Below are 26,128 nucleotides of genomic sequence, written 5' to 3' on the forward strand. Positions count from 1 at the left end.
GAGTTATATGTCCTGGGCATGACGGGATGCTGCCAATGACTGTCTTGGAAACGCCAATCCTGCGGGAGGTCCGGAGCAACCATCGCTCGCCCGCGGGCGTGCACTTGGTCGCGCGCGACTATCCCAAGGGCATGCGGATCGATCTGCACATGCACCGCGAGGCGCAGCTGATCTATGCCGCCAAGGGCACGATGCAGGTGACGACGCCCGGGGGACGCTGGCTGGTGCCGCCGGACCGCGCCGTCTGGGTGCCGGCCGGGCTCAAGCATGCCATCGACCTGCTCGCCGACATCGAGATGCGCACGCTGTATTTCGACCTGCCCTGGCTCAAGCGCGAGCAACGCTATGAGGGGCTGACCAAGGAATTCGTGGTGCGGGTATCGCCGCTGCTCAACCAGGCGATCCTGGCGCTGTTCGACGCACGCAACACCGAGGAGCGGACCGAGCTGCTGGTCCGCCTGGTGATGCTGGAATTGCACCAGGCCGAGGATTCCGCGACCTTCGTGCCGCTGCCGCATGAGCCGCGCTGCCGGCGCGCCGCGATGATCGTGCTCGACGATCCCACCGGCCTGCACGACATCGACACGCTGGCGCGCGAGGTCGGAACCTCCGCGCGCACGTTGTCGCGGCTGTTTTCGACCGAGACGCAACTGAGCTTCAAGAGCTGGTGCCAGCGCGCAAGGGTTGCGGCAGCGATCCAGCGGCTGTCGACCGACCCCAATGTGTCGGTGAAGCAGCTCGCCACCCAGCTCGGCTATGCCAGCGTGCCGGCGTTTTCGGCAGCATTCCGTCAGGTGACGGGGCGGACCCCGACGGAGTTTGCGGGGAAATAGTCACGGTGTCGTCGCCCGGCTTGACCGGGCGACCCAGTATTCCAGAGACGGCCGTGATTGAGCCGAGAGGCCGCGGCGTACTGGATGCCCCGGTCAAGCCGGGGCATGACAGCTTTGGTGGCACTCTCGCCCTCGCGGGGCATGACAGCTTTCCTGGCGGCGCATGGCACCACGAAAGATACAAAATCCCCCTGCTTGATTGTGATCGGCTTCCGCCTAAATCCCGTGTAAGCTTCCGCAGCGCACAAACCGGAATCGAAACGACCAGATGGCCAACGCCTTCTTCTCAGACCTGCTCGCCACCATCTCCGATCGCGGCCGCACGCTGCTGCGCCGCGGGGATTCCGCCGACACCAAGCACGATGCCGAAGGCCTGATCGAGCTCTGCGGTGCGCTGCTGTCCGGTCGTGGCGAAGCTTCGGGCACCGCCATGGCGCGTGAGGTGCTCGACATCTACCAGGAGTTGGATGCGGCAGGACGCCGCGCCTTCTTCGAAGCCCTGGTGCGCGATTTCGGCCCCGATCGCGAACGCCTGTCCAAGGCGATCGAAAAATGGCGCGCCAAGCCCAGTGACGAAGACGCGAGCTCGCTGCATTTCGCCTCCGAGCCGCGCCGGCAGGAGCTGATCCGCCGCCTCAACCGCGCGCCGGGCGGCACCGGCGATCTCGTCAACATGCGCGCCGATCTGCTCGGCATGATGAACGGACACACCGATCTCGCCGCGCTCGATCGCGATGTCTCGCACCTTCTCTCGTCGTGGTTCAACAGGGGGTTTCTCGTGCTGCGCCGGATTGACTGGTCGACCCCGGCCAACATCCTCGAAAAGATCATCCGTTACGAAGCCGTGCACGAGATCAGCGACTGGGACGATCTGCGCCGCCGCATCGATCCGGTCGACCGGCGCTGCTACGCCTTCTTCCATCCCGCCATGGTCGACGAACCCCTGATCTTCGTCGAGGTGGCGCTGACCGAGACGATCCCCGGTGCGATCGCGCCGCTGCTGGCGGTCGACCGCCAGCATCTGCCGATCGAGCGCGCGCGCACCGCGGTGTTCTATTCGATCTCCAACACCCAGCGCGGCCTTGGCGGCATCTCCTTCGGCAGCTTCCTGATCAAGCAGGTGGGCGAAGAGTTGCGCCGCGAGACGCCCAAACTCGACACCTTCGTGACGCTGTCGCCGGTGCCGGGCTTCATGCAATGGGTGAAGCAGGACAGGGACCTGCCGCTCTCGGACGAGGACCGCGAGGTGCTGAAGCGCCTCGACGATTCCAAATGGTTCGAGAACCCCGAGACGACGACGCTGCTCCGCACCGTGATCGAACCGCTCGCGGCCTATTACTTCCTGAAGGCGCGCACGCCGAAGGGCAAGCTGATCGATTCCGTCGCCCGCTTCCATCTCGGCAACGGCGCACGGCTCGAGCGCATCAACTGGCTCGGCGACCTCTCGCCGAAAGGCGCGCGCGAGTCCGCCGGCGTGATGGTCAACTACCTCTACCGCCTCGACGACATCGAGAAGAACCACGAAGCCTACGCCAATGACGGCGAGGTCGTGGCGTCGAGCGCGGTGAAGAAGCTGCTCAAGGGCGAGGGGCGCAGGCTGCTGGACATGCGGCTGTCGTAAGCGCGGAGATGTCGCTCCAGAGACGGTGTCATCGTCCGCGAAGGCGGACGATCCAGTATTCCAGAGGCCGGCGTTGAAGAGCTCGCCCTAACCACATTCGCCGCGGCGTACTGGATGCCCCGCCTTCGCGGGGCATGACAGCTGGGTTGTGGATGCGTCGCCGACTGGACATGCGGCCGTCTTGAGCGCTAGACGGTTCATCGGATTCCTGCATTCAAGAACGGGACACCATGAACCGACGCGACTTCCTCGGCCTCACCGCGGCCGCTGCCACCAGCCTCGCCCTCGCGCCCGCACGGAGTTTCGCGGAGGGATCTGGCTCCGGGCCAGAAATGACGGCGCTGTGCGACTACATGAGCGCTGCGAAAACCCGCGCGCTGCCGCCCGAAGTCGTCGAACAAGCAAAGCACCACATCCTCGATACGCTGGCGTCGATGATATCAGGATCGGAGCTGCCGCCCGGTCAGGCGGCGCAGCGCTACATTCGCGCCAATGCTGCGCAGGGGACATCGACCATTGCCGGCACATCGCTCACCGCGTCGCCAGTCGAGGCTGCGCTTGCCAACGGCGTCATGGCGCATGCCGACGAGACTGACGATTCGCACAGCCCGTCGCGCTCGCATCCCGGCAGTTCGACTGTTCCCGCGGCACTTGCGCTCGGCGAACACCTCGGAATCGACGGCGCCCATTTTCTGCGTGCGGTGACGCTCGGCTATGACGTCGGCACGCGCGTGGTGATGGCGATGGGCGGGGCCGATTTCAGCTATGAAAGCGTGCTGAGCACGCACAGCATTTCCGGCACGTTCTGCGCTTCCGCTGCGGCGGCTAGCGTCGCCGGCTTCGACGCGCGCCGGATGCGCTGGGTGCTCGACTATGCCGCGCAGCAATCCTCCGGCTTCATCGTGTGGCGGCGCGACGTCGACCATATCGAGAAAGGGTTTGTGTCGCCGGCATGCCGGCCCGAAACGGCGTGACGTCGGCACTGCTGGTGCGTTCGGACTGGAACGGCGTCGACGACGTGTTCTCAGGGCCAGACAATTACTTCCTGGCCTATGCGCCGAAGGCTGCGACCGGCAAACTCGTGGAGAAGCTTGGCGAGCGTTACGAGATCGCAGGCACCGACATCAAGAAATGGACGGTGGGTTCACCGATCCAGGGACCGCTCGATGCGGTCTACACCATCCGCAGCAAGCAGGCGTTCGAGGCCGGAGAGGTCAAGCGCGTCACCGTACGTCTTGCGCCGTCGGTCGCCGAGGTCGTGGACAACCGCGACATCCCCGACATCTGTCTCCAGCACATGGTCGCCGTGATGCTGCTCGACAAGACCGCCTCGTTCCACGCCGCGCACGACAAGCCGCGCATGCAGGACGCGGCGGTTTTGAAAGAGCGCGCCAAGGTGAATTTGGTGCGCGGCGAGGAGCTGGCCAAACTATTGCCGGTGCGCGTCGCCGTCGTCGAGATCGAGCTCACTGATGGAAGCCGCCTCTCCGAACGCGTCACCGCCGTACGCGGCACGCCGCGCAACCCGATGACGCGCGACGAGGTCATCGACAAGGCGCGCGATCTGATTGCCCCGGTGGTCGGAGGTGAGAAGGCGGAGCGGCTGATCAAGTCGGTGTATGAGATTGAGGCGGTGACGGACGTGCGCACGCTGCGGCCGTTGCTGCAGCGGGCGTGAAGGCGGCGCAATTTCGTAAGGGATGGCAGACTTTCGCCACATCGTCATTGCGAGGAGCTCTTGCGAAGAAACAATCCAGACTGCCTCCACAGAGAGATTCTGGATTGCTTCGCTACGCTCGCAATGACGGAGCGTGTGGCAGGCATCTCGCCCCGCGCCACGCGTCGTCGAGCTACAATTGGAATTCTTCCATGACATCCGATGGTGCCGCATCTCCTCGGCCAATAAGCCCCTCGGACCGGATCGACGCCATCGACGTGCTGCGGGGCATTGCCCTGTTCGGCGTCATGGCCATCAACGTGGTCATGGAATTTCGCATTTCGATCTTCGAGCAGTTTCTTGGTGCCAGGACGCTTGCTTCGCCGGTTGATCGCGCCGTCGAAACGATCCTGACGCAGGCCGTGGAGCTCAAGGCGTTTGCGCTGTTCTCGCTGCTGTTCGGCGCAGGCCTTGCCATTCAATTCGACCGGCTCGCGAACAGCGAGCGCCGCACTTTCCTGCTCCTGCGGCGGCTCGCTGTGCTGCTGGTGTTCGGCGTCATTCATTTGTGCCTGATCTGGAACGGCGATATCCTCACCGAATATGCACTGGCGGGATTCATCGTGCTGCCGTTCCTGTTTGGCCCGCGCTGGTTGCTGACGCTCGCCGCGCTGGCGTCTCTCGCGCTGTATCTGGCCATGCAGGCCTTTCCGCCCGCGGGGTTGTTTCCCGGCAGGACCGCGATCTGGCGGGACGTCATCGATGCAAATCGCATCTATGCGACGGGCGGCTTCCTCGACGTGCTGGCGTTTCGTCTCCGCGAAATTCCTCTCATCGCGTCCCTGCACGCGTTCGTCTTCTTGCGCACGATCGGGCTGTTTCTCGTCGGAGCGCTGGCCTGGCGGAGCGGCATTCTGCAAAATGCCCGCGGCCTGCTCGTCATCGCGCTTCCGGCTATCTGTCTCGGCGCGGCCTTGCTTTACGTCGGCATCGAGCCGCTCGGCAACATCCTGCTGGCGCTGGGCTATGGTGCCGCCATCCTCTTCATCGCCAGTTTCGGACGCGGCAAGAGGCTCCTCGGCTGGGCCGCGCCGCTCGGCCGGATGGCATTCACCAACTACGTCGCACAATCGCTCATCTTCGGCTGGATCTTCTACGGCTACGGCCTTGGCCTGTTCGGACGGCTCGGCATCACCCAGGCCCTCGCTATCGGCATCGCCGTCTACGTCGGACAGGTGCTGTTCAGCGCATGGTGGCTGCGCCACTACCGATACGGCCCGATCGAATGGCTGTGGCGCACGCTGATGTATGGTGCACTGCAGCCGATGTTGTTGTCACGGGTGGAGGGCGTGCAGTGACCAAGGTCCCTCCGCCGTCATTGCGAGGAGCACTTGCGACGAAGCAATCCAGACTGCCTCTGCGAAAAGACTCTGGATTGCTTCGCTGCGCTCGCAATGACGGAGTGTGGTGCAGCAGTCGGGCTACTCCGCCAGCGCCTTCATTTCCTTGTAGAGATCCGACTTGCCTTCGAAGCCGATGCCCGGCAGGTCGGGCATGGTGATGTGGCCGTTCTCGACGCGCACGCCATCCGGGAAGCCGCCGTAGGGCTGGAACAGGTCGGGATAGCTCTCGTTGCCGCCGAGGCCGAGGCCGGCTGCGATGTTGAGGGACATCTGGTGGCCGCCGTGGGGGATGCCGCGGCTCGGCGACCAGCCGTAGGTTTTCAGGACCTCCAGCGTGCGCTGGTATTCGCAGAGGCCATAGGACAGCGCGCAGTCGAATTGCAGCCAGTCGCGGTCGGGACGCATGCCGCCGTAGCGGATGAGGTTGCGCGCGTCCTGGTGGCTGAACAGGTTTTCGCCCGTGGCCATCGGGCCCGGATAGAATTCGGCGAGCGCGGCCTGCAGCGCATAGTCGAGGGGATCACCGACCTCCTTATATGATGATTGGTCAAGCCATCGGCTCTCCATTGTTTTGCTCCATTAGTTTGGCCTCCAGTATCCAGGTGAACCCAGGTCTTTCCTCGACCGGTAAACAGCCGGGACAACCTTATATCCGGTCGCTGCGCCAAGCAGCGGCACCACATTCCCGCATTCGATGGGCTGGGCTCAGGAAGGCGCTACCATCCTCATACTCGGCTGTTTAAGCCAAAGAAGACTTCCGGTTCGCCCGCCTGGATCTGCTGAAGCTGATCAGGCTTCAGTAGATGACGATGTGGAGCAGTTTCTACGCATTCTTCAGCTTCGCCCCGTCAATCACGACGCCAACCGTCACATATTTCCACAAAGCAACGAGTAGTTTGCGGGCGAGTGCGACAACGATTTTCTTGCGCTGGGCAGAACCACTCGATGCTGCTCGCTGCCGGAACCAGCGGGTTAGCGCAGAATCAGGCTGATGGCGCAGCCAGAGCCAGGCCAGCTGTATCATCGTGGTGCGTAACCGCGGGTTGCCAGCTTTCGACACTCCTTGATCACGATCAACGGATCCGCTCTGCCACGGTGTTGGTGCTAATCCCGCGTAAGCCGCGATTTGTCGGCGATTGTCAAAGTGCCTGTAAAAGCCTTCCGTCCAGAGCAGAGATGCGAACTCAGGTCCGATACAACGCACGTTCTCGAGCATGGAAATGGCGCTATTTGCCTCTTTCCGTTCGGACGCCAGAAGCTTATCGCGCTCCGCCTCGATCACTTTGATCTGCTCGATCACCAATTCAAGACGGTCAAGTTCTCGCGATATCTGGGCTTTCAAGAAAGGTGCGAGCGGCCGACCATCGCCAGTGCGAAGCTCTTCGAGGCGAGATCGTCGATCGCGATTCAGTGGTCGGTAGCCCGAAATACCTTGTGCGAACAGAAGTCCCTCAATCCGGTTGACGTGCGTCAGTCGCTCGACAACCAGGGCTTTCCTTTCCCGGACGAGCCGACGCCGGTCTTCCTCGTCATGGGATGGAATCCGAACCATCGCACATGTTCGTGGCTCACCCCGTTTGAACGACATAAGTGCGCGGACGAGTGTTTCTCCGTCGATACGATCGGTTTTAGCTCGGCGTGCTTTTCTGGGCACCGCTATCGATGTCGCATCCACCACATGGCTCTCAACACCTTCGTCGGCCAAGACGCGATGGACCCAGAACCCATCAAGGCCTGCCTCCTGGATAACGATCACGGGGAGCCAAGAATCGGTCTTACGGTGCGCCCTGGCGCGGAGCTCGTTGAGCAAGCTGAGCAGCCGTCCGATCTGGCCGGCTGGGAGACCCTTCCGCGCCATCTTGGTATCGATGGCCGGCACGAATGAAGTCACCAGCCAAGTTGACTGGCTCAACTCCACCGAGACGTAAATTGCCTTGGCTACATCCATCCGGGTTTCCGCTGCTTGCTGAGACATCACTTTCATCTGTACTCGCTCCCCATGATTACGACTTGCCCAGCCTTTCGCCGGCCGGCGCCGACGTCAATCATGGGACTCGTACCAGAACAGCGGATAGTCCCGCAGCATCTTGGCGTAGGCGATACCGGTCTCGAGATCGAAGCGGCCGTTGGCATCGACCGCGAGCTGCGCGTCCTTGCCGATCTCCTTCAGCACCGCCTCGATGCGGGTGCGGTCGTCCTCGATCGACGCGCCGCCGATCTTCATCTTCACGACGTTGTAGCCGCGATCGAGATAGCCGCGCAGCATCGAGAGATCCTTGCCGGGATAGTAGTAGCCGCCGGCGGCGTAGACGAAGACGCGCGGATTTGCTTTCACGCCGTGACGTTCGGCGAGCAGCCGGAACAGCGGCTTGCCTGCGATCTTCGCCACCGCGTCCCACACCGCCATGTCGATGGTGCCGACTGCGACCGAGCGCTCGCCATGGCCGCCCGGCTTCTCGTTGGTCATCATCGCGGCCCAGACCTTGTCGGGGTCGAGATTGTCACCGGCCGCATTCAGTAGCGACTTCGGATCGGCCTCCAGGATGCGCGAGGCAAAGCGCTCGCGGATCAGGCCGCCCTGCCCGTAGCGGCCGTTGGAGTTGAAGCCGTAGCCGACGACGCGCTTGCCGTCGCGGACGACGTCAGTGACGACGGCGACGAGGCTCGTCGTCATCTTGGTGAAGTCGATATAGGCGTTGCGGATCGGCGAAGAGATCGGTTTCGTGATCTCGCGGACGTCAACGATACGGACGGACATGGGCTTGGCCTTTCACTTTCGTCATTGCGAGCGCAGCGATCCAGAAGACCCTCACCCTGAGGAGCCTGCGAAGCAGGCGTCTCGAAGGGCGAGGCCACCGGCCGGGCCTTCATCCTTCGAGACGCGCGTTCCGCGCTCCTCAGGATGAGGGACTACTAGCCGAGCTCGCTCCTCACAGTGACAGTACTTACTTCTTATCCCTGAAATACGGCTCCACCGGGCCGTGCACCTTGATCGTCAGCGGATTGCCGTGGCGGTCCTTGGCGTTGCCGGCGGTGACGCGGACCCAGCCTTCGCTGATGCAGTACTCCTCGACATTGGTCTTCTCGACACCCTTGAAGCGGATGCCGACGTCGCGAGAAAGAATATCCGCGTTGTAATAGGGGCTGTTCGGGTCGACCGACAGGCGGTCCGGAAATTCGTCGCTCATGATTGTCTCGCTCATAACAGGGTCTCGATTTGATTCCGCAGTCCTTCCGGCCGTGCGGTCGGCGCGTAGCGCGCGATCACCTTGCCGGCACGGTCCACGAGGAACTTGGTGAAATTCCATTTGATGGAGGCGCCCAGCAGGCCGGATTGCTGGCGTTTCAGGTAGTCATACAGAGGGTGCGCATGGGCGCCGTTGACGTCGATCTTCTCGAACAGGGGAAAGGTGACGTCGTAGTTGGTGGAGCAGAAGGCCTGGATCTCGCTCGCCGGCCCCGGCTCCTGCGCGCCGAACTGGTTGCAGGGAAAGCCGAGCACCGAGAAGCCGCGCGGCGAGAGGTCGCGATAGAGATCCTCCAGCCCACGATATTGCGGCGTGAAGCCGCATTTGCTCGCGGTGTTGACGATCAGCAGCACCTGCCCCTCGAAACGGCGCATGGGCACCTCCTCGCCGAGAAGCGAGTTGGCCTTGAAGTCGTAGATCACAGACATCGCTAACCCACGGGATCGATCGGCGACGGCGGCACGCCGCCGGCCTCGATCGCTTCGCCTGCGAGCAGACACAGATCCTCGCGATAGCGGCCGGACACGATGTGCACGCCGACAGGCGCCTTGCCGACCAGACCGGTGGAGACCACGAGGCCCGGCAGTCCCATGAACGGGGTCGCGATTTGCGGCATCTGCGCCTCCCAGACGCGCTCGAAGGATTCGTTGTCCTTGCGGTCGAGATGATCCGGGAACGGCAACTCGCCGGACACCGGCGTGAGCACCACGGCATATTTTTCGAAGAACAGCATCCAGTCGCGGGTCAGCGTGGCGCGTCGCGTGAGCGCCTTGGCGTAGTCCGCCTGGTCCATCGGAGTGACCTTGGCGCGATTGCCGCGCAGGCAGGCCAGCGCACCGGGATCGCCTTCGCGCTCAGCCATCTCCAGCTGCGCCTCATAGCCGTCGCCAAGCCAGAGTTTTCTCTGCCACTCGACCGCCTCGCGCATCGGCGGCGTGTTCTCGATGACCTCGACAGTCCAGCCGGCGCGCTCCAGCCGCTTGCCGGCGTCCGTCACCGCCGCCTTCACCTCCGGTTTGGTCGCAAGTCCGTCCGGGTTGAGGCAGAGCGCGGCGCGCTTCGGCCGCGCGGGGCCCTGCAGTGGGACCGGCACGAACCAGGGGTCGCGGATGTCGCGGGCCGACATGGCTTCGAGCGAGATCCTGAGATCGTTGACCGTGCGCGCCAGCGGTCCCGACACGGCCATGATCTGCGGCCCGATCGGACGCTCCGGCAGCGCCGGGTTGAAGGCGGGGATGCGGCCCAAGGTCGGGCGCAGGCCGTGCACGCCGCAGGCATAGGCGGGATAGCGGATCGAGCCGGCGATATCGGTGCCGTGGGCGATATGGCCGATGCCGGCCGCGACCGCCGAGCCGGCGCCGCCGGACGAGCCGCCCGGGGTCAGCGAGGCATCGCGGGGGTTCTTGGTGTCACCATGGACCAGATTGGTGGTGAACCAGCGGTAGGAGAAGGCCGGGCAATTGGTGCGGCCAAGGAGAATGGCGCCGGATTTGCGGAAATTGGCGACCACCGGATTGTCCTCGCGCGCGATCAGGTCGCGCTGGAGTTTCAGGCCGTTGGTGGTGGCAAAGCCTTCCTGGTCGACATTGGCCTTGATGGTCACGGGCACGCCGGCGAGCACACCGGGATCTTCTCCCCTAGCGATGGCGGCATCGACGGCATCAGCCTGCTTGAGCACGTCCTCCGGTCGGTGGTCGATCACCGCGTTGAGCTGGGGATTAACGGCGTCCAGGCGGGCCAAACCGGCCTTGGCAGCCTCCCGGGCGGAGACCTTTTTGGATTTGACGAGGGTGGCGAGGTCGGCGGCCGACAGGCGCCAGAGATCTTGCATGGCTTGCTCCGCTTAACCGGCGTCTTTTAGCGCCGGGAACGCAGCAAAGCCATGCGGATTTCGCGGGGAGGAAGAGCGGGTTTGGCGCCGGGTGGCGCCTCATTCTCCGTCATTGCGAGCGCAGCGAAGCAATCCGGAATCCCTCCGCGGAGACAGTCTGGATTGCTTCGTCGCAAGGGCTCCTCGCAATGACGGGGGAGAGCGCGGGGGCCTCAATGCCTGGTCGCGGACTGATCCGGGATGTCCAGCAGGGCCTCGGTGAACGGGAATTCGAGCACGATCTCCCCGTCGTCGTCGGTCACCTCGATGACGGCCTCCATGAGCGCCGGCTGGGCGCCTTCCGACTTCACCACCTCCAGGATCATCTGGCGGGCGACCTCCCAAGCGCGATCGGGGTTACGCAGGTCCTCTCCGTCAGGATCCACGATCAATTCGTCGCCGATGCGGGTGTTGAAGAAGTATCTGGGCATCACGAGGGTCCAAATTGGGAGGCCTGTACCGGATTGAAAGCTGCACTGCACTCACAACTGCTTTATCAGGACAGGGTTCGCGACCGAATGCGCCACGCGCAAGGCAGCATCACGGGAAGTGATGTTCCACCATCATTTTCGCGGCGCAACATGGCTTTCTCGGGAAGATTTCACTAGCGAACTTTTCTGCTCGCATTACTTTAACGGTTGGGCGGATACGTCCGAATTCGTGAAATGGAGAGCCAAAATGGCTTGGAAAGCCCCGAAGATCGTCGAAGTGCCCTGTGGCATGGAAATCAACATGTATGTGAGCGCCACCCGCAAGTAAGCGGTTGGTGGTTTCTGCGCAGGTGGATCTTTCGGTCACGATCGGTTTCCGGAAGACACGAACTTTGTCGGCATCCGTGTCGGCCTGAGATCCACCTCGCGACGTTCCCTCCAGGAGACGTATTATGCTTCGCGTCGTCGTCCTGGGCGCCGGGGCCGGCGGCGGAGTCCCGCAATGGAATTGCGGGTGTGAGGGCTGCCGGGCGGCCCGTGAAAACGGCCAGGAGCTTCAGAGAACCCAGGCCTCGGTCGCTTTCAGTGGCGACGGCGAGCACTGGTTCCTGATCAACGCCTCCCCCGATCTTCGCCAGCAATTGAACGCCACGCCGCAGCTGCATCCCAAGGCCGGCGCGCTGCGCCATACGCCTGTTGCAGGCGTGATCCTGACCAACAGCGAGGTGGATGCGGTCGCGGGTCTGCTGTCGATGCGCGAGGGCTCACCCTTCACGGTCTATGCGCATCAGAAGGTGCTGGCGATCCTGAAGAGCAACAGCATCTTCAACGTGCTGAACGAGAAAAACGTACAGCGCCAGCCGATTTCCATCCACGAGCCGTTCGCGCCGCGGCTGCCTGATGGCGCGCGCTCAGGGATAGAGGTGCTGCCCTTCGCCGTGCCCGGCAAGTCAGCCTGGTATCTGGAAGGTAAGGCGCATCCGGGCGGCGAGACCGGCGACGGCGATACGTTGGGTCTGAAGATCACGGACAAGAGCACCAGTAAGTGCTTCTACTTCATCGCCGCCTGCGCCGAGGTGACCGATGCGCTCAAGGCCGAGATCGATGGCGCAGCACTAGTGTTCTTTGACGGCACGGTCTGGCAGGATGACGAGATGATCAAGGCCGGGCTCGGCCACAAGACCGGCAAGAGCATGGGCCATGTCGCGATGTCCGGTCACGATGGCGCGATCGCGCGCCTCGCCGACCTCACTCTCGACAGGAAGATGTTTCTGCATATCAATAACTCGAATCCGGCGCTGCTGCCCGATACGCCCGAGCGCAAAGCGCTCGAGGCCGCGGGCTGGCGGATACCCGCCGACGGAACGGAGATCGTGCTGTGAATGCCGCGTCACTGACTGGAATGACCGCGCTCTCTGTTGGCAAGGACATCAGGCTCAACTCGGCGGAGGAGCTTGAGGCGACGCTGCGCCACATTGGTGCTACGCGCTATCACAGCCTGCATCCGTTCCATAAGCTGCTGCACGGCGGCAAGCTCAACAAGGGCCAGGTGCAGGCCTGGGCGCTCAACCGCTACTATTACCAGAGCACGATCCCGATCAAGGACGCCGTGGTGATCTCGCGCTTCCGCGACCGCGCCACGCGGCTGGAATGGCGCCACCGCATCGAGGACCATGACGGCGACGTCGGCTCCGAGGGCGGCATCGAGCGCTGGCTCAAGCTGACCGAAGGCCTCGGTCTCGACACGGCCTATGTGGAATCGACCGAAGGCATCTTGCCGGCGACGCGCTTCGCGGTCGAAGCCTATGTCCACTACTGCCGCGAGAAGAGCCCGCTGGAGGCGATCGCCTCCTCGCTCACCGAATTGTTCGCGCCGAACCTGCACGAGGAACGGATATCCGGCATGCTGGAGCACTACGACTTCGTCAATCCCGATATCATGAGCTACTTCAAGCGGCGGCTGGCGCAGGCGCCGCGCGATGCCGGCTTCGCGCTCGACTACGTCAAGGCGCATGCCACGACGCCCGAGCAGCGCGCCTCCGTCTGCAACGCGCTGATCTTCAAGACCAACGTGCTGTGGGTGCAGCTCGACGCGCTCCAGCACGCCTATGTCGAGGGCCATATTCCGCCGGGCGCGTTCGTGCCCAAAGCGAGCTGAGGGACAAGCGCAATGGCCGGGCCGCGGAACATCAGCGTCAGCGAGGCAAGCCGCCCGGTGCTGCCGCGGCATGCCAAGCTGAAATATGACGAGACGCGCAAGGTCTGGGTGATCCTGGCGCCGGAACGGGTGCTGGCGCCCGACGAGATCGCGGTCGAGGTCTTGCAGCTCTGCGACGGCGAGCGCAATGTCGGTGACGTCGCCGACCAGCTGGCCGCGAAATACGCCGCGCCGCGCGAGGCGATCCTGGCCGACGTCATCGTCATGCTGCAGGATCTCGCCGACAAGGGCTTTCTCACCGAAGCCCGGGAGAAGACGTCATGAGCGACCTGCTCGGCAATCTTCCGCCCGACATCAGCGACAGCCTCGCGGTGCTGGAGAAGCAACGCTCGACAGCGGAGACGTTCGGCATTCCGCTCGCCGTATTGCTCGAGATCACCCATCGCTGCCCGCTGCAATGCCCCTATTGCTCCAATCCCGTCGAGCTCGACCGCTCCGGCAAGGAGCTGACCACCGAGGAGTGGAAGAAGGTCTTGAGCGAGCTCGCCGAGATCGGCGTGCTCCAGGTGCATTTCTCCGGCGGCGAGCCGACCGCGCGGAAGGACCTCGTCGAGCTGGTCAAGCATGCGAGCGATGCCGGCCTCTACACCAATCTGATCACCTCGGCCGTGCTGCTGACGCGCGAGCGGCTCAGCGCGCTCGCGGACGCCGGCCTCTGCCATGTGCAGATCAGCTTCCAGGGTGTCGAGGAAGGCATCGCCGACCGCGTCGCCGGCTACAAGAACGGGCATCGCAAGAAGCTCGAAGTGGCGAAATGGACCCGCGAGCTCGATCTGCCGCTCACCGTGAACGCGGTGATGCACCGGCAGAATTTGCATCAGCTCCCCGACATCATCCAGATGTCGATCGACCTCGACGCCGACCGGCTCGAGGTCGCCAATGTCCAGTATTACGGCTGGGCGCTGAAGAACCGCGCCGCCTTGATGCCGACCGTGGCGCAGTTAGATGAATGCACCCGCATCGTCGAGGAGGCGCGCGAGCGGCTGAAGGGCACGCTCGCCATCGACTATGTCGTGCCCGACTATTACGCGCTGCGGCCGAAGAAATGCATGGGCGGCTGGGGCCGGCAGTTCTTCAACATCTCGCCGGCCGGCAAGGTGCTGCCCTGCCACGCCGCCGAGAGCATCACGGGGCTCGAGTTCGAATCCGTGCGCTCCAACCATTCGATCGCCTGGATCTGGCAGAACTCGGATGCCTTCAACCGCTATCGCGGCACCGGCTGGATGAAGGAGCCGTGCAAGACTTGCGAATTCCGCGAGATCGATTTCGGCGGCTGCCGGTGCCAGGCCTTTGCGCTGACGGGCGATGCCGCCAACACCGATCCCGCCTGCGCGCTGTCGCCGCTGCACGAGACCATCTTCAAGCAGGCCGAGCGCGAGGCCGAGGGCGAGACCAACCGCTTCCTCTATCGCAATTTCGCCGGCGGCACTCTGGAATCCGGGAATGATGCCTGACGCCGACGCGGCCGCAGCGGCCAAACGCGCCGATCCCTTTGCGCCGCTGACCTCCGACATGCTCGACGTCGGCGACGGCCACGAGCTCTATGTCGAGAGCGTCGGCCGCGCTGACGGCATCCCCGCCATCTATCTGCATGGCGGGCCCGGCAGCGGCTGCCAACCCGACCATCGCAAGCTGTTCGATCCCGAACGCTTCTGCGCGGTGCTGTTCGACCAGCGCGGCTGCGGCCGCAGCCGTCCCAAGGAATCGCGGGAAAATAACACGACGGCGCATCTGATCGCGGACATGGAGAAGATCCGCGAGAAATTCGGCTTCGACCGCTGGATGGTGGTCGGCGGCTCCTGGGGCGCGACGCTGGCATTGGCTTATGCCGAGGCGCATCCCGAGCGTGTCTCGGGCATTGCGCTCCGTGCAACCTTCCTGGGCACCCGCGCCGAGGTCGAAACCGCCTTCACATCGCGCCTGTCGCAATTCTATCCAGCGCTCTACGAGGATTTTTTGAGCGTGCTGCCGCTCGAGGAGCGCGCGCACCCGGTGGACGCCTATTGGCGCCGCATCCTCGATGCCGATCCGTCGGTGCACGGCCCCGCCGCGCGGGCCTGGCACGACACCGAGCGCGTCCTGTCCGAGCACAAGGCGGCCAAGACGCGGCTGGACCTCGCATCGCTGAACGTGTGGCGCACGCTGCCTGCGACGCCATTCATGGAGGCGCATTATTTCGTCCACGACAGCTTCATGACGGACAACCAGCTGTTGCGGAATGCGGGCAAGCTCGCCGGCATTCCCGGCATCATCGTGCAGGGCCGCTACGATCTGTTGTGCCCTCCTGAGACATCCGAGCGGCTTGCGAAAGTTTGGCCGGGTTCCGAGATTCGGATCGTGGAAGAAGCCGGACATTCGCTCTATGATGCCGGCGTGCGGGACGCGGTCATGAAGTCGATCGCCGATCTCGCGTCGAAAGCCGCGCGCTAGATCGATCTCCTCATCCTGAGGAGCGCTCCAAAAGGAGCGCGTCTCGAAGGATAAGGCCCGGATCTAGCAGCGGGGCCTTCATGGTTCGAGACGCCACTTCGTGGCTCCCCACCATGAGGGTCTGAATGGGAAGGACAAGAACAATGCCGCTCGCCGGGCAAGGCATGCTGCTGACGTCGATGAACATCGACGTTCCAGATGAGGCCGATTTCAACCGCTGGTACGATCGCGAGCATCTGGAAGAGCGCGTCGCGATCGAGGGTTTCCTGGAGGCGCGGCGCTATGTCGCGCATGCCGCCAACCCCAAATATCTCTCGCTGTACTCGACCGCAACGCTCGACGTGCTCGACAGTCCCGCCTATCGGGCCCGCCTCGCCAACCAGACCGAATGGTCGCGGCGGACCATGGCGCATTTCAAGAATATGCTGCGCGTCGTCGCGCGCATCACCATCAGCAAGGGCACCGGCCGCGGCGCAGCGCTCGGGCTGGTGCGGCTGCGGCCGAGCGCCGACAATGCTGCGACATGGCGTGATGCACTGCACGAAAAGCTGACGCCCGGGGAGCGCGAGGGCATCATCTCGATGCATCTGCTCGAAAGCGAGCCGGAATTGTCGGGCGCGACCGCCGACATTCCGGCGGTGCGCAATGAGGGCGCGCGCGACTGGTTCGTGCTGATCGACGGCACGCATGTCGGCGCGGTCTCGGCCGTCATCGCCGAACGCTTCACCGGCCCGGCTGCCGCGCCCTTCCCGCTTCCGGTCTCGGTCGGCACTTACAGCCTGATGTGGGACCTCGCGAAGAGCGACATCGCGCAGAGCTAAAGCGCCATCCGCATTGCAACATATTGCACCGCACGCATCTTGCGTGCGGCGTCAATGCTGTGCGCGCGCAGCTCCCATGAAAGGCGGTGATCGCGAAAATTTGCCGTTGTACTTCGGAACGGTTCTAATAAGCTAACCCAATGACGTCATTCATAAACCAGATCGACGCGCATTAGCGTTCGCCAAGCTCAAGAAAAGGCCGCCGGGTCTTTGGGCCTGTGCGGACAGGGTAGGAATGAAACCGACCGATATCGCGGCCCCCGACTACTTTCACAAAGTGGTCGATTGCCAGTGGGCCTGTCCTGCACACACCCCGGTTCCCGAATACATCCGACTGATCGCACAAGGCCGCTACAGCGACGCCTACATGATCAATTGGAAATCGAACGTGTTTCCCGGAATTCTGGGACGCACCTGCGATCGTCCATGCGAGCCGGCATGCCGGCGCGGACGCGTCGAGGAGACGCCGGTGGCGATCTGCCGCCTCAAGCGCGTCGCCGCCGACTTCAAGGACGACATCAGGCAGCGCCTGCCGCGCCCGTCGCAGAAGAACGGCAAGCGCGTTGCGTTCGTCGGCGGTGGCCCCGCCTCGCTGACGGTGGCGCGCGATCTTGCCCCGCTCGGCTATCACTGCACCGTGTTCGACGGCGATCCCGAGGCCGGCGGCATGATGCGCACGCAAATCCCGAAATTCCGCCTGCCCAATTCGGTCATTGACGAGGAGACCGGCTACATCCTCGATCTCGGCGTCGCATTCAAAGGCGGCCACCGCATCGAGAGCATGAAGGCGCTGCTCGCGGAGAAATACGACGCGATCTTCGTCGGCTCCGGCGCACCGCGCGGACGCGAGCTCGACGTTCCCGGCCGGAAAGAAGCTGCCGCCAACATCCATATCGGCATCGATTGGCTGTCTTCGGTGTCATTCGGCCATATCGACAAAATCGGCAAGCGCGTGATCGTGCTCGGCGGCGGCAACACGGCGATGGATTGCTGCCGCACCGCGCGCCGCCTCGGCGGCGCAGACGTGAAGGTCATTGTGCGCTCCGGCTTCGAGGAGATGAAGGCCTCGCCCTGGGAGAAGGAAGACGCGATCCACGAGGACATCCCGATCCTCAACTATATGGTGCCGGTGGCATTCAAGCATGTCGCCGGCAAGCTCATCGGCGTCACCTTCCAGCACGTCAAAGCCGAATACGACGCCAAAGGCCGCCGCAATCTGGTGCCTTCGGGCGACCCCGATCAGACCATTCCCTGCGACGACGTGCTGGTCGCGGTGGGCCAGGAGAACGCCTTCCCCTGGATCGAGCAGGATTGCGGCATCGAGTTCGACAAATGGCACATGCCCAAGGTCGATCCGAAGACCTTCGTCTCGACCAATCCGAAAGTGTTCTTCGGTGGTGACGCCGCGTTCGGCCCGAAGAACATCATCTGGGCCGTGGCGCAGGGCCACGACGCCGCGCTGTCGATCCACAAGATGCTCTCGGGCGATGACATCACCGAACGGCCGCTGCCGGAGGTGCAAATCTCCTCGCAGAAGATGGGCATCCACGAATGGAGCTATGACAACGACATCTCCAACGACAAGCGCTTCAAGGTTCCGCATCGCGACAAGGTGATTGCGCTGAAGGACATCCGAACCGAGGTCGAGCTCGGCTACGACGTCAAGCTGGCGCTGGGCGAAGCCGAGCGCTGCCTGAACTGCGACGTCCAGACCGTGTTCTCGACCTCGCTCTGCATCGAGTGCGACGCCTGCGTCGACATCTGCCCGATGGACTGCATCACCTTCACTGATAATGGCGAGGAAAGCGACCTACGCCAGCGCCTGAAGGCGCCCTCGCCGCATCCGGACCAGGACCTTTACGTCTCCAGCGACCTCAAGACCGGGCGCGTGATGGTCAAGGACGAGGACGTCTGCCTGCATTGCGGGCTGTGCGCCGAGCGTTGTCCCACCGGAGCCTGGGACATGCAGAAATATTTCATCGAGATGACTTACGCAGGTTCGACATGTCCGACAAAAAGCCGCTCAGCAGCGTAAACGACTTCGTCGTCCGCTTCGCCAACGTCAACGGCTCGGGCTCGGCCAGCGCCAACGAGATGTTCGCGCGCGCGATCCTGCGTCACGGCGTTCCGGTCTCCCCCCGCAACATCTTCCCCTCCAACATCCAGGGCCTGCCGACCTGGTACGAGGTGCGGGTGACGGAAGACGGCCACCTCGGCGCCCGTGGCGGCGTCGACATGATGGTGGCGATGAACCCGCAGACCTGGGACAAGGACATCGCCGGCATCGAGCCCGGCGGCTATCTGTTCTACGATTCCACCAAGCCGATGCCGTCGACCAAATTCCGCGACGACATCACCGTGATCGGCGTGCCGCTCACCGCGATCACCAACTCGACCTACACCGATCCGCGCCAGCGCCAGCTGTTCAAGAACATCATCTATCTGGGCAGCCTCTCGGCGCTGCTCGACATGGACCCGAAGCTGATCGAGCAGCTGATCGGCGAGCAGTACAAGGGCAAGGAGAAGCTGCTCTCCTCCAACGTCCATGCGCTGCATCTCGGCCGCGACTGGGCGCTGCAGAATTTGAAATGCCCGATCGGGCTGCGGGTGAAGAAAACCGACAAGGTCGGCGACCGCATCTTCATCGAGGGCAACAGCGCCGCAGCGCTCGGCGCGGTCTATGGCGGCGCCACCGTGTGCGCCTGGTATCCGATCACGCCGTCCTCGTCGGTGGCGGAGGCTTTCACCGCCCACTGCAAGAAGTATCGGCACGACCCTGAAACGGGCAAGGCGAAATACGCGATCGTGCAGGGCGAGGACGAGCTGGCTTCGATCGGTATCGTCATCGGCGCGTCCTGGAACGGCGCCCGCGCCTTCACCGCGACCTCCGGCCCCGGCATCTCCTTGATGACCGAGTTCATCGGCCTCTCCTATTTCGCCGAGATTCCGGCCGTGATCATGAACATCCAGCGCGCCGGTCCCTCGACCGGCATGCCGACCCGCACCCAGCAATGCGACATCATCGCCTGCGCCTATGCTTCGCATGGCGACACCAAGCACGTGCTGCTGTTCCCGGAAGATCCGGCCGAGGCCTTCGAGTTCGCGGCGGCCGCATTCGATCTTGCCGAGCGGCTCCAGACCACGATCTTCTTGATGCTCGACCTCGACATCGGGATGAACCACCGTCTTTGCCGCCCGCTGAAGTGGGACGACGCGAAGCAGTATGACCGCGGCAAGGTGATGACCACGGAGATGCTGGAGGAAGGCCGCGACTTCGGCCGCTATCTCGACGTCGACGGCGATGGCATTCCCTACCGCACCTATCCCGGCACGCATCCGACCAAGGGCTCCTATTTCACCCGCGGCACCTCGCGCGATCGCTATGCGCGTTACTCCGAGGAAGGCTCGGTCTATGCCGACAACATGCAGCGCCTGGTGCGCAAGTTCGAGACCGCGCAGGACCTGGTCCCGCGCCCGCTCCAGGCCAACGCGGAACGGCCGACCAAATATGGCGTGATCTATTTCGGCTCGACCTCGCCCGCGATGGACGAGGCGATCGGCCTGCTGGAGGCACGCGGACATCAGCTCGACCGCCTGCGCATCCGCGCCTTCCCGTTCCACTCGAGCGTGGCGAGCTTCCTCGCCGAGCACGACTTCGTCTACGTGGTCGAACAGAACCGCGACGCCCAGCTCCGCCAGCTCATCGTCAACGAGAACGGCATCGACCCGGTGCGCCTGGTGCCGATCGTCCATTATGACGGCACTCCGATCACCGCCCGCTACATCGCAAAAGCCATTGGCGACCACCAGGATCACCTCAAGGTGACCCCGCTCCGCAAGGCCGTGTCATGACCTATATTGCCAAGCCGAAGTTCCATCATCCGGGCCTCAAGAAGAACGAGCTCGGCTACACGCACCGCGACTACGAGGGCAAGATCTCGACCCTGTGCGCCGGCTGCGGCCACGACTCGATCACGGCCTCGATCATCGAAGCCTGCTACGAGCTCTCGATCGAACCGCATCGGGTCGCGAAGATTTCGGGCATCGGGTGCTCGTCGAAGACGCCGGACTATTTCCTCGGCAACTCGCACGGCTTCAACTCCGTGCACGGCCGCATGCCGTCGGTCTTGACCGGCGCCAACCTCGCCAACCGCGATTTGATCTATCTCGGCGTCTCCGGCGACGGCGATTCCGCCTCGATCGGCTTCGGCCAGTTCGCGCATTCGATCCGGCGCGGCGTCAACATGACCTATATCGTCGAGAACAACGGCGTCTACGGCCTGACCAAGGGCCAGTTCTCGGCGACCGCCGACCGCGGCTCGAAGTCCAAGAAAGGCGTGACCAACACCGACAACGCGATCGACCTCGTCGCGATCGCGCTGCAGCTAGGGGCCACCTTCGTCGCCCGCTCGTTCTCCGGCGACAAGAGCCAGCTGGTGCCGCTGATCGCCGCCGCGATCGGCCACAAGGGCGCATCCTTCATCGACGTCATCAGCCCCTGTATCGCCTTCAACAATCACGCCGGCTCGACCAAAAGCTTCGACTATGTGCGCGAGCACAATGACGCCGTGAACCGGCTCGACGTGCTGGTCGGCCGCGATCCCATCGCCGTCGATTACGCGCCGGGAACGGTGCAGGTGGTCGAGCAGCACGACGGCAGCAAGATCGCGCTGCGCAAGATCGACGCGGATTACGACCCGCACGACCGCCTCGGCGCCCAGACATTCCTCCAGAAGCACGCCGCCAAGGGCCAGATCGTCACCGGTCTGCTCTACGTCGATCCCGATGCGGAAGACCTGCACACGCATCTCAACACGGTCGAGACGCCGCTCAATACGATGGAGGCGGACACGCTGTGCCCGGGCTCGGCGGCGCTGGACAAGTTCAACGCCAGCCTGCGGTGATCATCTCCCCCGCTCGACCGGCTGCCTGACACGTATGGTGATCTTCTCCGATACGACAGGCGGCTCGAACGGATAGTGCTTCGCGTCGCCCAGCACCAATTGCAGCGTGTGCGTCCCGGGGGGAAGTTCGAGCATGGTTTCGGTCTGCCCCGCCCCAAAGTGCAGATGCGACTTGTCCTGCGGGATTGGCTCCTTGGGATCGATGGGATCCTTGACGTCGACCAGCAAATGATGATGGCCGGCGTTCTGGTACTCGTCGCCGGCGTGCGTCACGCCCATGTTGCGCAAGCCGAACCGGACCCAGAACCCGCCGCGAACCTTCTGCCCGTCACGCGGGGTGATGAAATAAAGCTTGGCATCCTTGGGAGCGGTCTTGCCCTGCGGATAGGCGACGCCTGGGAGCAATGCGAGCGCCGCCGCCAGGGCAGCGCAACGAATGATCTGCATCGAAATGACTCCACCACTTAAGGACTTAGAGCAACGCGGAATCCATGCGTCGGATAACGAACATTGGTATCGTAGCCATCGCGGTTGGACGGCCTCACATATCTCGAATCGTTCTTCCATGAACCCGAGCGCAGGACATGCGACGAGCAGTCCCCGCCGGTCCATGCCGAGCCGTCACCGGGTGCGCCCTGATAGGTCCTGCGCCAGCAGTCCTCGACCCACTGATCGACACCGCCACCCATGTCGTGGACGCCGAACGGATTCGGCTTGAAGCTGCCGACCTTCGCCGGCTGCTCGGCCGCGAGGTCACCGCAATCCTTGCATCCCGCCATGCCCGGCTGGAGCTTGTCGCCCCACCAATATTTCGTCTGCGTCCCGCCGCGCGCGGCGTATTCCCATTCGGCCTCGCTCGGAAGCCGATACGACTTCTTCGTGGTCCGCGCGAGCCAGGCCGCATATTGCTGCGCGTCGGTCCAGCTCACATTGGTGATCGGCGCATCGTCCTTGCCGATGGCGGTGAAGCCGCACGCCTTTGCAGCCGCGCATTCGTTCCATTCCTGCACGGTCACCGGATATTTGCCGATTGAGAACGGCTTGACCGTGACCTGGTGGACGGGACGTTCGGTCGGGTCGTCATTGCTTCCCATCGCGAAGCTGCCGCCGCGAATGGCGATCATCTCGGGTTCGCGGAGCGGCGTGGCCGATGGGCTTGGTGCTGGACTTGACGTCGAAGCACTTGACGTCGAAGCACTTGGCGCGGAAGCACTTGGCGCCGGAGCACTTGACGCTGAAGCACTTGGCGCCGGAGCGGGTGATGGAGATGATGCCGCCAATGAAGGAGACGGCTGCGGCGTTTGTGTCGCTGCTTCTCGCGGTGGAGGTTGCGGGCTCGGTGATGCGACCGGAGCAACAGTCGGCGCGGCGGCCTGCTCCTTCACCCTGCCTGACGGCTGGGCCAGCAGATACCACAGCACGCCGGAAGCGATCACGAGGAGCGTGACGCCGAGAAGGAAGATCAGGGTATTCTCGCGCCGACCTCGGGTCCTCCCGACCGCATCTGCGTCCGGCAGCACGCGATAGACACGCACCGGATCGGTGATGTTCTTGACCTTGCGGTCGCCGAGCGACTCATAGCCGCATACCACCTTGTGCTTGATCTGTTCGTAGATCGCGCCCGAGATATAGACCTGACCGGGCTCGGCGATACCCTCGATGCGCGTGGCGATGTTGACGCCGTCGCCGTAGACGTCGTCCGGCTCCACGATGACGTCACCGAGATTGACGCCGATCCGATATTCGATCCGGGAGTCCTTCGGAAGCGAAGCGTTGCGCCCGACGAGATTCTGCTGAATGACGATGCTGCAGCGAACGGCCTCGACCGGACTGTCGAAGATCGCGATGAAGCCGTCTCCCGTCGTCTTCACCAACGTTCCATGGTGTTCGACGATGCTGGGCTCGATGAGATCCCGCTCGATCCGCTTGACGCGAACATGCGTGCCTTCCTCGTCGGCCTGCATCAAGCGGCTGTAGGAAGCGATGTCACCGACGATGATTGCGGCGAGACGACGCGGCATCGAGCCGTGTGGAGGCGGCTCGTCATGATTTCCGGATCTGAAGTTACGAATCTCGCCCATTGCGGGGAACTCCACAAACGCGGGTGAGCTTACGACATCGAATTTCAGCTGTCTGTGAAGACTATCACATTGATGATCCGCGACAATCTCGCAGAAATCAGCGGCGCCGAGTTCCCGGGCGGAATCGCGGCAAGGATTGAACCTTCGCGGACCGACGGCGGACTAAGGCTCGCGCGACCACACGGCAACGCAGCCTATGCCTGCTTCGACCGCCGCTGCGATGCGCGGCATCTTACCCAATGCCGGCGATTCCTCGCCCGCTTCAGCTGACAGCCTCGGGCTCCGGTTCAGGCTCCGGCACGGAGTGGTCCGAAGGGGCCGGTCGTCCGGCACCCCAATATTGCTTGCAGGTCTCGAGCAATGTCTTGACGTCCATGGTCAGGCCGCCCGCATTGACGATCACGCTGTCAGCGCCAAGCGTCTTGTTCATCAGCGACAAGGCACGCCTCAGGAAGCCCCCGGAGAATCGCCCGGCGACAAGAGGATCGAGCTTGAGCACCACGAACTTCTGCAGGCGCTGCTCCCAGATCTGTATCTTCCGCACGGAGCTCCAGGCGATGGTCTCGTCGGCGAGCCTGAGGTCGCGAATGCCGACACGGCTGATGAAGACGACCGGCGACCTGGCGGAGATCAACCTCCAGAGCATCCTGAAGGTGGCAAGGCCGAAAAACACCGCGCCGACGTAGCAGGCGGCGACCTCGAACGTGGTGATGTTCTTGCCTTGCTGCCACATGAATGCGAGCGCAGCGCAGAGCAGCGTCAGCAGCAGACCGGCGCCGAAAAACACCAGCAGCCGTCCCCGGGAATAGCCGATCGTAATGTTGGGCAAGTTCTGACCTACGGACATGTTCGACCGCCACCAGCCTTTTGCAGCAACCCTGGGTTTACGAACGCCCCTTCTCCCGAGTTATTAGGACTGGAACCTTGCGCGAGGCTGCCCACGGGAATGCAAGGCATCGGCACTTGAACGCGCGGCGTTCGGCTTGCGACTAACCGCCAGTCGGCTCTCACCCCCCTCCGATGCGGCCGTCAATGGTTCACGCGCCCGGTGCGATCATGAAAACCGCCGGAGCATCTTGTGGAGCGCCGTCTCGGCCCTAGGCGCGGCGCTTGGCGGCTCCAGCGCGAAGGCCGCGACGGAAGCCGGCGCGGGCAACAAGCTCAAGGTCGTCTATCACCTCAGCGACGCCGAGAAGGTCAATTTCGTGCTCGGCAACATCCAGAACCACATTGACGGCGTCGGCGGCCCCCAACACGTCACAATCGCATTGGTGATTCACGGGCCGGCGCTGAAGGCGTTTCACCGGGCGCAGACCAATCCCGACGTCGGCAAACGCGTCGGCGACTTCTCCAGGGACGGTGTCGAACTTGCGGCGTGCGCCAACACGATGAAGGCGCAGAACGTCACCCTGACGGGTTTGCTGCCGGGCTTCGTCAGCGCGGAGAAAGGCGGCGTGGTCCGCTTGGCCGAGCTCCAGTCGCAGGGTTATCTCTACCTGCGGCCTTAGGCGTCGAAGTCTTCCATTCTCGGGCTTGACTTATCCATAACTCTACGGTTATGAGTTAATCCATAACTTATGGGTTATGGATTTCACATGTCCGCCGCGCACGATCTTCTGTTCAGGACGCTCGCCGATCCGACTCGGAGGGCGATCTTCGAGCGGCTGTGCCGCGAGGGCGAGCAGACGGTCGGGGCACTGACTGCGACATCAGGCGTTTCCCAGCCAGCGGTCTCAAAACATCTCGGCGCGCTGAAGCAGGCCGGGCTGGTGCGCGACCGCCATGCAGGACGCCAGACCCATTACAGCGCGCAGCCCGGCGCGCTCAATCCGCTGATCGACTGGACCGGCCAGATGGCCGGCTTCTGGCAGAACCGGCTCGATGCTCTCGACGATCTCCTGAAGAGGATGGACCAATGACCGAAGCTGCCGCCGAGATGCGCTCCGTGGTGATCGAGCGCGAATTTGCCTTTCCGGCCGAGCGGATCTGGCGCGCGCTGACGCAGCCGCATCTGATCGAGGAATGGCTGATGAAGAACGACTTCAAGCCGGTCGTCGGTCATCGCTTCAATCTTCGCGGCGAATGGGGCGGCGTGCTGGACTGCGAGGTCCTCACCATCGAGCCGCAGCGGGCGCTCGCCTATACCTGGAATTTCTCGCATGAGGACGCGGCGTTCGATCTGAAAAGTGTGGTGACCTTCACGCTGACACCGACGAACGCGGGCACGCATCTGCGCGTCGAGCAGGCGGGCTTCAGCCCGACGCAGAAGCAGGCCTATGGCGGCGCTCATGCCGGCTGGAAGCAGTTTTTCGCCAGGCTGGACGAGGTGCTGGCGCGAGCTGACTAGGTCCGTCGCCGGTCTTCATTCGATCATCTCAAGAGGAGGTTTCATTGACCGGGAATATGTGGGTTCGGCAGATCCATCGCTGGCTGTCGCTTGCTTTCACGCTCGCCGTCATCGCGAACATCGTTGCCCTGACGCTGCAAATCCAGGCCACGTGGATCGGGCTGCTGGCATTCGTCCCGCTGATTCCGTTGCTCGCGACCGGGCTCTACATGTTCGCGCTGCCCTATGTCAGCCGCCGCAGCGGCGCGCGGCAAGAGGCGTGAT

Annotated in this window: 28 protein-coding genes and 2 pseudogenes; 20 read left to right on the plus strand and 10 right to left on the minus strand. The window is 63.5% G+C overall.

Translation table 11 applies throughout. The features are described 5' to 3' along the window. Positions 1–26: 26 nt before the first annotated feature. From J4G43_RS41310 to J4G43_RS41330, 5 genes are all read left to right on the plus strand, one after another. The gene (locus J4G43_RS41310) at positions 27–833 is read left to right on the plus strand and encodes an AraC family transcriptional regulator (protein WP_408581389.1); all 807 of its coding nucleotides are present in this window, start codon (positions 27–29) and stop codon (positions 831–833) included. Positions 834–1,101: 268 nt separating this feature from the next. After that, positions 1,102–2,454: a malonyl-CoA decarboxylase gene (locus J4G43_RS41315; protein WP_208088395.1), complete on the plus strand. Its 1,353-nt coding sequence runs from the start codon at positions 1,102–1,104 to the stop codon at positions 2,452–2,454. A gap of 230 nt (positions 2,455–2,684) precedes the next feature. Next, positions 2,685–3,428 (plus strand): MmgE/PrpD family protein, encoded by a 744-nt coding sequence (locus J4G43_RS41320; protein WP_208088396.1) that lies wholly within the window; start codon positions 2,685–2,687, stop codon positions 3,426–3,428. Beyond that, positions 3,425–4,132: an MmgE/PrpD family protein gene (locus tag J4G43_RS41325; RefSeq protein WP_208088397.1), complete on the plus strand. Its 708-nt coding sequence runs from the start codon at positions 3,425–3,427 to the stop codon at positions 4,130–4,132. The genes J4G43_RS41320 and J4G43_RS41325 overlap by 4 nt, the downstream gene beginning before the upstream one ends. 191 nt (positions 4,133–4,323) lie before the next feature. Next, on the plus strand, positions 4,324–5,469 hold the full coding sequence (locus J4G43_RS41330) for a DUF418 domain-containing protein (RefSeq protein WP_208088398.1): 1,146 nt from the start codon (positions 4,324–4,326) through the stop codon (positions 5,467–5,469). Positions 5,470–5,592: 123 nt separating this feature from the next. Here the strand turns inward: J4G43_RS41330 and tarD are convergent. From tarD to J4G43_RS41365, 7 genes and pseudogenes are all read right to left on the minus strand, one after another. Further along, positions 5,593–6,051, minus strand: a pseudogene (tarD, locus tag J4G43_RS41335) (D(-)-tartrate dehydratase); the annotation flags it as partial. A gap of 286 nt (positions 6,052–6,337) precedes the next feature. Beyond that, positions 6,338–7,498 (minus strand): IS110 family RNA-guided transposase, encoded by a 1,161-nt coding sequence (locus tag J4G43_RS41340; protein WP_018273816.1) that lies wholly within the window; start codon positions 7,496–7,498, stop codon positions 6,338–6,340. A 69-nt stretch (positions 7,499–7,567) separates the two neighbouring features. Further along, positions 7,568–8,272 (minus strand): annotated as a pseudogene (locus J4G43_RS41345) (enolase C-terminal domain-like protein); the annotation flags it as partial. Positions 8,273–8,459: 187 nt separating this feature from the next. Continuing rightward, complete coding sequence (locus tag J4G43_RS41350; protein ID WP_015684132.1) at positions 8,460–8,717, minus strand: DUF3297 family protein; 258 nt, start codon at positions 8,715–8,717, stop codon at positions 8,460–8,462. Beyond that, the gene (locus J4G43_RS41355) at positions 8,714–9,190 is read right to left on the minus strand and encodes a glutathione peroxidase (protein WP_085405205.1); all 477 of its coding nucleotides are present in this window, start codon (positions 9,188–9,190) and stop codon (positions 8,714–8,716) included. The genes J4G43_RS41350 and J4G43_RS41355 overlap by 4 nt, the downstream gene beginning before the upstream one ends. Positions 9,191–9,192: 2 nt before the next feature. Next, positions 9,193–10,593, minus strand: a complete 1,401-nt coding sequence (locus tag J4G43_RS41360) for an amidase family protein (protein ID WP_038957047.1) — start codon at positions 10,591–10,593, stop codon at positions 9,193–9,195. 212 nt (positions 10,594–10,805) lie between these two features. Next, positions 10,806–11,063: a DUF6894 family protein gene (locus J4G43_RS41365; protein ID WP_063981427.1), complete on the minus strand. Its 258-nt coding sequence runs from the start codon at positions 11,061–11,063 to the stop codon at positions 10,806–10,808. A gap of 247 nt (positions 11,064–11,310) precedes the next feature. Here J4G43_RS41365 and pqqA point away from each other — a divergent pair, with 247 nt between their 5' ends. From pqqA to J4G43_RS41415, 10 genes are all read left to right on the plus strand, one after another. Continuing rightward, positions 11,311–11,391, plus strand: a complete 81-nt coding sequence (pqqA, locus tag J4G43_RS41370) for a pyrroloquinoline quinone precursor peptide PqqA (RefSeq protein WP_007595659.1) — start codon at positions 11,311–11,313, stop codon at positions 11,389–11,391. Between the two features lie 124 nt (positions 11,392–11,515). Next, positions 11,516–12,445: a pyrroloquinoline quinone biosynthesis protein PqqB gene (gene pqqB, locus J4G43_RS41375; protein ID WP_208088399.1), complete on the plus strand. Its 930-nt coding sequence runs from the start codon at positions 11,516–11,518 to the stop codon at positions 12,443–12,445. Between the two features lie 20 nt (positions 12,446–12,465). Beyond that, positions 12,466–13,221 carry a pyrroloquinoline-quinone synthase PqqC gene (gene pqqC / locus J4G43_RS41380; RefSeq protein ID WP_175618535.1) on the plus strand — a complete coding sequence of 252 codons (756 nt, stop codon included), beginning with the start codon at positions 12,466–12,468 and terminating at the stop codon, positions 13,219–13,221. Between the two features lie 12 nt (positions 13,222–13,233). Further along, positions 13,234–13,545, plus strand: coding sequence for a pyrroloquinoline quinone biosynthesis peptide chaperone PqqD (pqqD, locus tag J4G43_RS41385; RefSeq protein WP_028147039.1), 312 nt, complete (start codon positions 13,234–13,236; stop codon positions 13,543–13,545). After that, on the plus strand, positions 13,542–14,735 hold the full coding sequence (gene pqqE / locus J4G43_RS41390) for a pyrroloquinoline quinone biosynthesis protein PqqE (protein WP_208088400.1): 1,194 nt from the start codon (positions 13,542–13,544) through the stop codon (positions 14,733–14,735). The genes pqqD and pqqE overlap by 4 nt, the downstream gene beginning before the upstream one ends. Next, positions 14,725–15,711, plus strand: coding sequence for a prolyl aminopeptidase (pip, locus tag J4G43_RS41395; RefSeq protein WP_208088401.1), 987 nt, complete (start codon positions 14,725–14,727; stop codon positions 15,709–15,711). The genes pqqE and pip overlap by 11 nt, the downstream gene beginning before the upstream one ends. 143 nt (positions 15,712–15,854) lie before the next feature. Continuing rightward, positions 15,855–16,532: a DUF4286 family protein gene (locus J4G43_RS41400; protein WP_208088402.1), complete on the plus strand. Its 678-nt coding sequence runs from the start codon at positions 15,855–15,857 to the stop codon at positions 16,530–16,532. Between the two features lie 235 nt (positions 16,533–16,767). After that, positions 16,768–18,567: an FAD-dependent oxidoreductase gene (locus tag J4G43_RS41405; protein ID WP_208088403.1), complete on the plus strand. Its 1,800-nt coding sequence runs from the start codon at positions 16,768–16,770 to the stop codon at positions 18,565–18,567. Next, complete coding sequence (locus J4G43_RS41410; protein ID WP_071910167.1) at positions 18,537–20,384, plus strand: 2-oxoacid:acceptor oxidoreductase subunit alpha; 1,848 nt, start codon at positions 18,537–18,539, stop codon at positions 20,382–20,384. Before J4G43_RS41405 ends, J4G43_RS41410 begins: the two co-directional genes overlap by 31 nt. Next, a complete protein-coding gene (locus tag J4G43_RS41415) occupies positions 20,381–21,436 on the plus strand; it encodes a 2-oxoacid:ferredoxin oxidoreductase subunit beta (protein ID WP_208088404.1) in 1,056 nt (351 codons plus the stop codon). The genes J4G43_RS41410 and J4G43_RS41415 overlap by 4 nt, the downstream gene beginning before the upstream one ends. On the opposite strand, the gene J4G43_RS41420 is transcribed toward J4G43_RS41415, so the two are convergent. Continuing rightward, positions 21,437–21,883 carry a DUF4399 domain-containing protein gene (locus J4G43_RS41420; RefSeq protein WP_208088405.1) on the minus strand — a complete coding sequence of 149 codons (447 nt, stop codon included), beginning with the start codon at positions 21,881–21,883 and terminating at the stop codon, positions 21,437–21,439. 17 nt (positions 21,884–21,900) lie between these two features. After that, a complete protein-coding gene (locus J4G43_RS41425) occupies positions 21,901–23,517 on the minus strand; it encodes an SUMF1/EgtB/PvdO family nonheme iron enzyme (protein ID WP_208088406.1) in 1,617 nt (538 codons plus the stop codon). Positions 23,518–23,586: 69 nt separating this feature from the next. Here J4G43_RS41425 and J4G43_RS41430 point away from each other — a divergent pair, with 69 nt between their 5' ends. After that, the gene (locus J4G43_RS41430; protein ID WP_208088407.1) at positions 23,587–23,787 is read left to right on the plus strand and encodes a hypothetical protein; all 201 of its coding nucleotides are present in this window, start codon (positions 23,587–23,589) and stop codon (positions 23,785–23,787) included. On the opposite strand, the gene J4G43_RS41435 is transcribed toward J4G43_RS41430, so the two are convergent. Next, positions 23,780–24,364, minus strand: coding sequence for an STM3941 family protein (locus J4G43_RS41435; RefSeq protein ID WP_208088408.1), 585 nt, complete (start codon positions 24,362–24,364; stop codon positions 23,780–23,782). The two genes, J4G43_RS41430 and J4G43_RS41435, sit on opposite strands and share 8 nt — an antisense overlap. A 226-nt stretch (positions 24,365–24,590) precedes the next feature. On the opposite strand from J4G43_RS41435, the gene J4G43_RS41440 reads away from it, so the two are divergent. The 4 genes from J4G43_RS41440 (at position 24,591) to J4G43_RS41455 (ending at position 26,127) form a co-directional block, all read left to right on the plus strand. Next, entirely contained in the window at positions 24,591–25,025 is a 435-nt protein-coding gene (locus J4G43_RS41440; protein ID WP_208089551.1) for a DsrE family protein, read from the plus strand. Positions 25,026–25,112: 87 nt separating this feature from the next. After that, complete coding sequence (locus J4G43_RS41445) at positions 25,113–25,436, plus strand: ArsR/SmtB family transcription factor (protein WP_028147048.1); 324 nt, start codon at positions 25,113–25,115, stop codon at positions 25,434–25,436. Beyond that, entirely contained in the window at positions 25,433–25,864 is a 432-nt protein-coding gene (locus J4G43_RS41450; protein ID WP_166343984.1) for an SRPBCC family protein, read from the plus strand. The genes J4G43_RS41445 and J4G43_RS41450 overlap by 4 nt, the downstream gene beginning before the upstream one ends. Before the next feature lie 44 nt (positions 25,865–25,908). After that, on the plus strand, positions 25,909–26,127 hold the full coding sequence (locus tag J4G43_RS41455) for a hypothetical protein (protein ID WP_085405218.1): 219 nt from the start codon (positions 25,909–25,911) through the stop codon (positions 26,125–26,127). Position 26,128: the final 1 nt, after the last annotated feature.

Origin of the sequence: Bradyrhizobium barranii subsp. barranii (assembly GCF_017565645.3) — a bacterium.
GTDB classification, from domain to species: Bacteria; Pseudomonadota; Alphaproteobacteria; order Rhizobiales; family Xanthobacteraceae; genus Bradyrhizobium; species Bradyrhizobium barranii.

Bases quoted from the DNA above. Each gene is read 5' to 3' on its own strand.
- J4G43_RS41310 (WP_408581389.1), top strand. From the start codon at position 27: ATGCTGCCAATGACTGTCTTGGAAACGCCAATCCTGCGGGAGGTCCGG.
- J4G43_RS41315 (WP_208088395.1), top strand. From the start codon at position 1,102: ATGGCCAACGCCTTCTTCTCAGACCTGCTCGCCACCATCTCCGATCGC.
- J4G43_RS41320 (WP_208088396.1), top strand. From the start codon at position 2,685: ATGAACCGACGCGACTTCCTCGGCCTCACCGCGGCCGCTGCCACCAGC.
- J4G43_RS41330 (WP_208088398.1), top strand. From the start codon at position 4,324: ATGACATCCGATGGTGCCGCATCTCCTCGGCCAATAAGCCCCTCGGAC.
- J4G43_RS41340 (WP_018273816.1), bottom strand. From the start codon at position 7,498: ATGAAAGTGATGTCTCAGCAAGCAGCGGAAACCCGGATGGATGTAGCC.
- J4G43_RS41350 (WP_015684132.1), bottom strand. From the start codon at position 8,717: ATGAGCGAGACAATCATGAGCGACGAATTTCCGGACCGCCTGTCGGTC.
- J4G43_RS41355 (WP_085405205.1), bottom strand. From the start codon at position 9,190: ATGTCTGTGATCTACGACTTCAAGGCCAACTCGCTTCTCGGCGAGGAG.
- J4G43_RS41360 (WP_038957047.1), bottom strand. From the start codon at position 10,593: ATGCAAGATCTCTGGCGCCTGTCGGCCGCCGACCTCGCCACCCTCGTC.
- J4G43_RS41365 (WP_063981427.1), bottom strand. From the start codon at position 11,063: ATGCCCAGATACTTCTTCAACACCCGCATCGGCGACGAATTGATCGTG.
- pqqA (WP_007595659.1), top strand. From the start codon at position 11,311: ATGGCTTGGAAAGCCCCGAAGATCGTCGAAGTGCCCTGTGGCATGGAA.
- pqqB (WP_208088399.1), top strand. From the start codon at position 11,516: ATGCTTCGCGTCGTCGTCCTGGGCGCCGGGGCCGGCGGCGGAGTCCCG.
- pqqC (WP_175618535.1), top strand. From the start codon at position 12,466: ATGACCGCGCTCTCTGTTGGCAAGGACATCAGGCTCAACTCGGCGGAG.
- pqqD (WP_028147039.1), top strand. From the start codon at position 13,234: ATGGCCGGGCCGCGGAACATCAGCGTCAGCGAGGCAAGCCGCCCGGTG.
- pqqE (WP_208088400.1), top strand. From the start codon at position 13,542: ATGAGCGACCTGCTCGGCAATCTTCCGCCCGACATCAGCGACAGCCTC.
- pip (WP_208088401.1), top strand. From the start codon at position 14,725: ATGATGCCTGACGCCGACGCGGCCGCAGCGGCCAAACGCGCCGATCCC.
- J4G43_RS41400 (WP_208088402.1), top strand. From the start codon at position 15,855: ATGCCGCTCGCCGGGCAAGGCATGCTGCTGACGTCGATGAACATCGAC.
- J4G43_RS41405 (WP_208088403.1), top strand. From the start codon at position 16,768: ATGAAACCGACCGATATCGCGGCCCCCGACTACTTTCACAAAGTGGTC.
- J4G43_RS41410 (WP_071910167.1), top strand. From the start codon at position 18,537: ATGTCCGACAAAAAGCCGCTCAGCAGCGTAAACGACTTCGTCGTCCGC.
- J4G43_RS41415 (WP_208088404.1), top strand. From the start codon at position 20,381: ATGACCTATATTGCCAAGCCGAAGTTCCATCATCCGGGCCTCAAGAAG.
- J4G43_RS41420 (WP_208088405.1), bottom strand. From the start codon at position 21,883: ATGCAGATCATTCGTTGCGCTGCCCTGGCGGCGGCGCTCGCATTGCTC.
- J4G43_RS41425 (WP_208088406.1), bottom strand. From the start codon at position 23,517: ATGGGCGAGATTCGTAACTTCAGATCCGGAAATCATGACGAGCCGCCT.
- J4G43_RS41435 (WP_208088408.1), bottom strand. From the start codon at position 24,364: ATGTCCGTAGGTCAGAACTTGCCCAACATTACGATCGGCTATTCCCGG.
- J4G43_RS41445 (WP_028147048.1), top strand. From the start codon at position 25,113: ATGTCCGCCGCGCACGATCTTCTGTTCAGGACGCTCGCCGATCCGACT.
- J4G43_RS41450 (WP_166343984.1), top strand. From the start codon at position 25,433: ATGACCGAAGCTGCCGCCGAGATGCGCTCCGTGGTGATCGAGCGCGAA.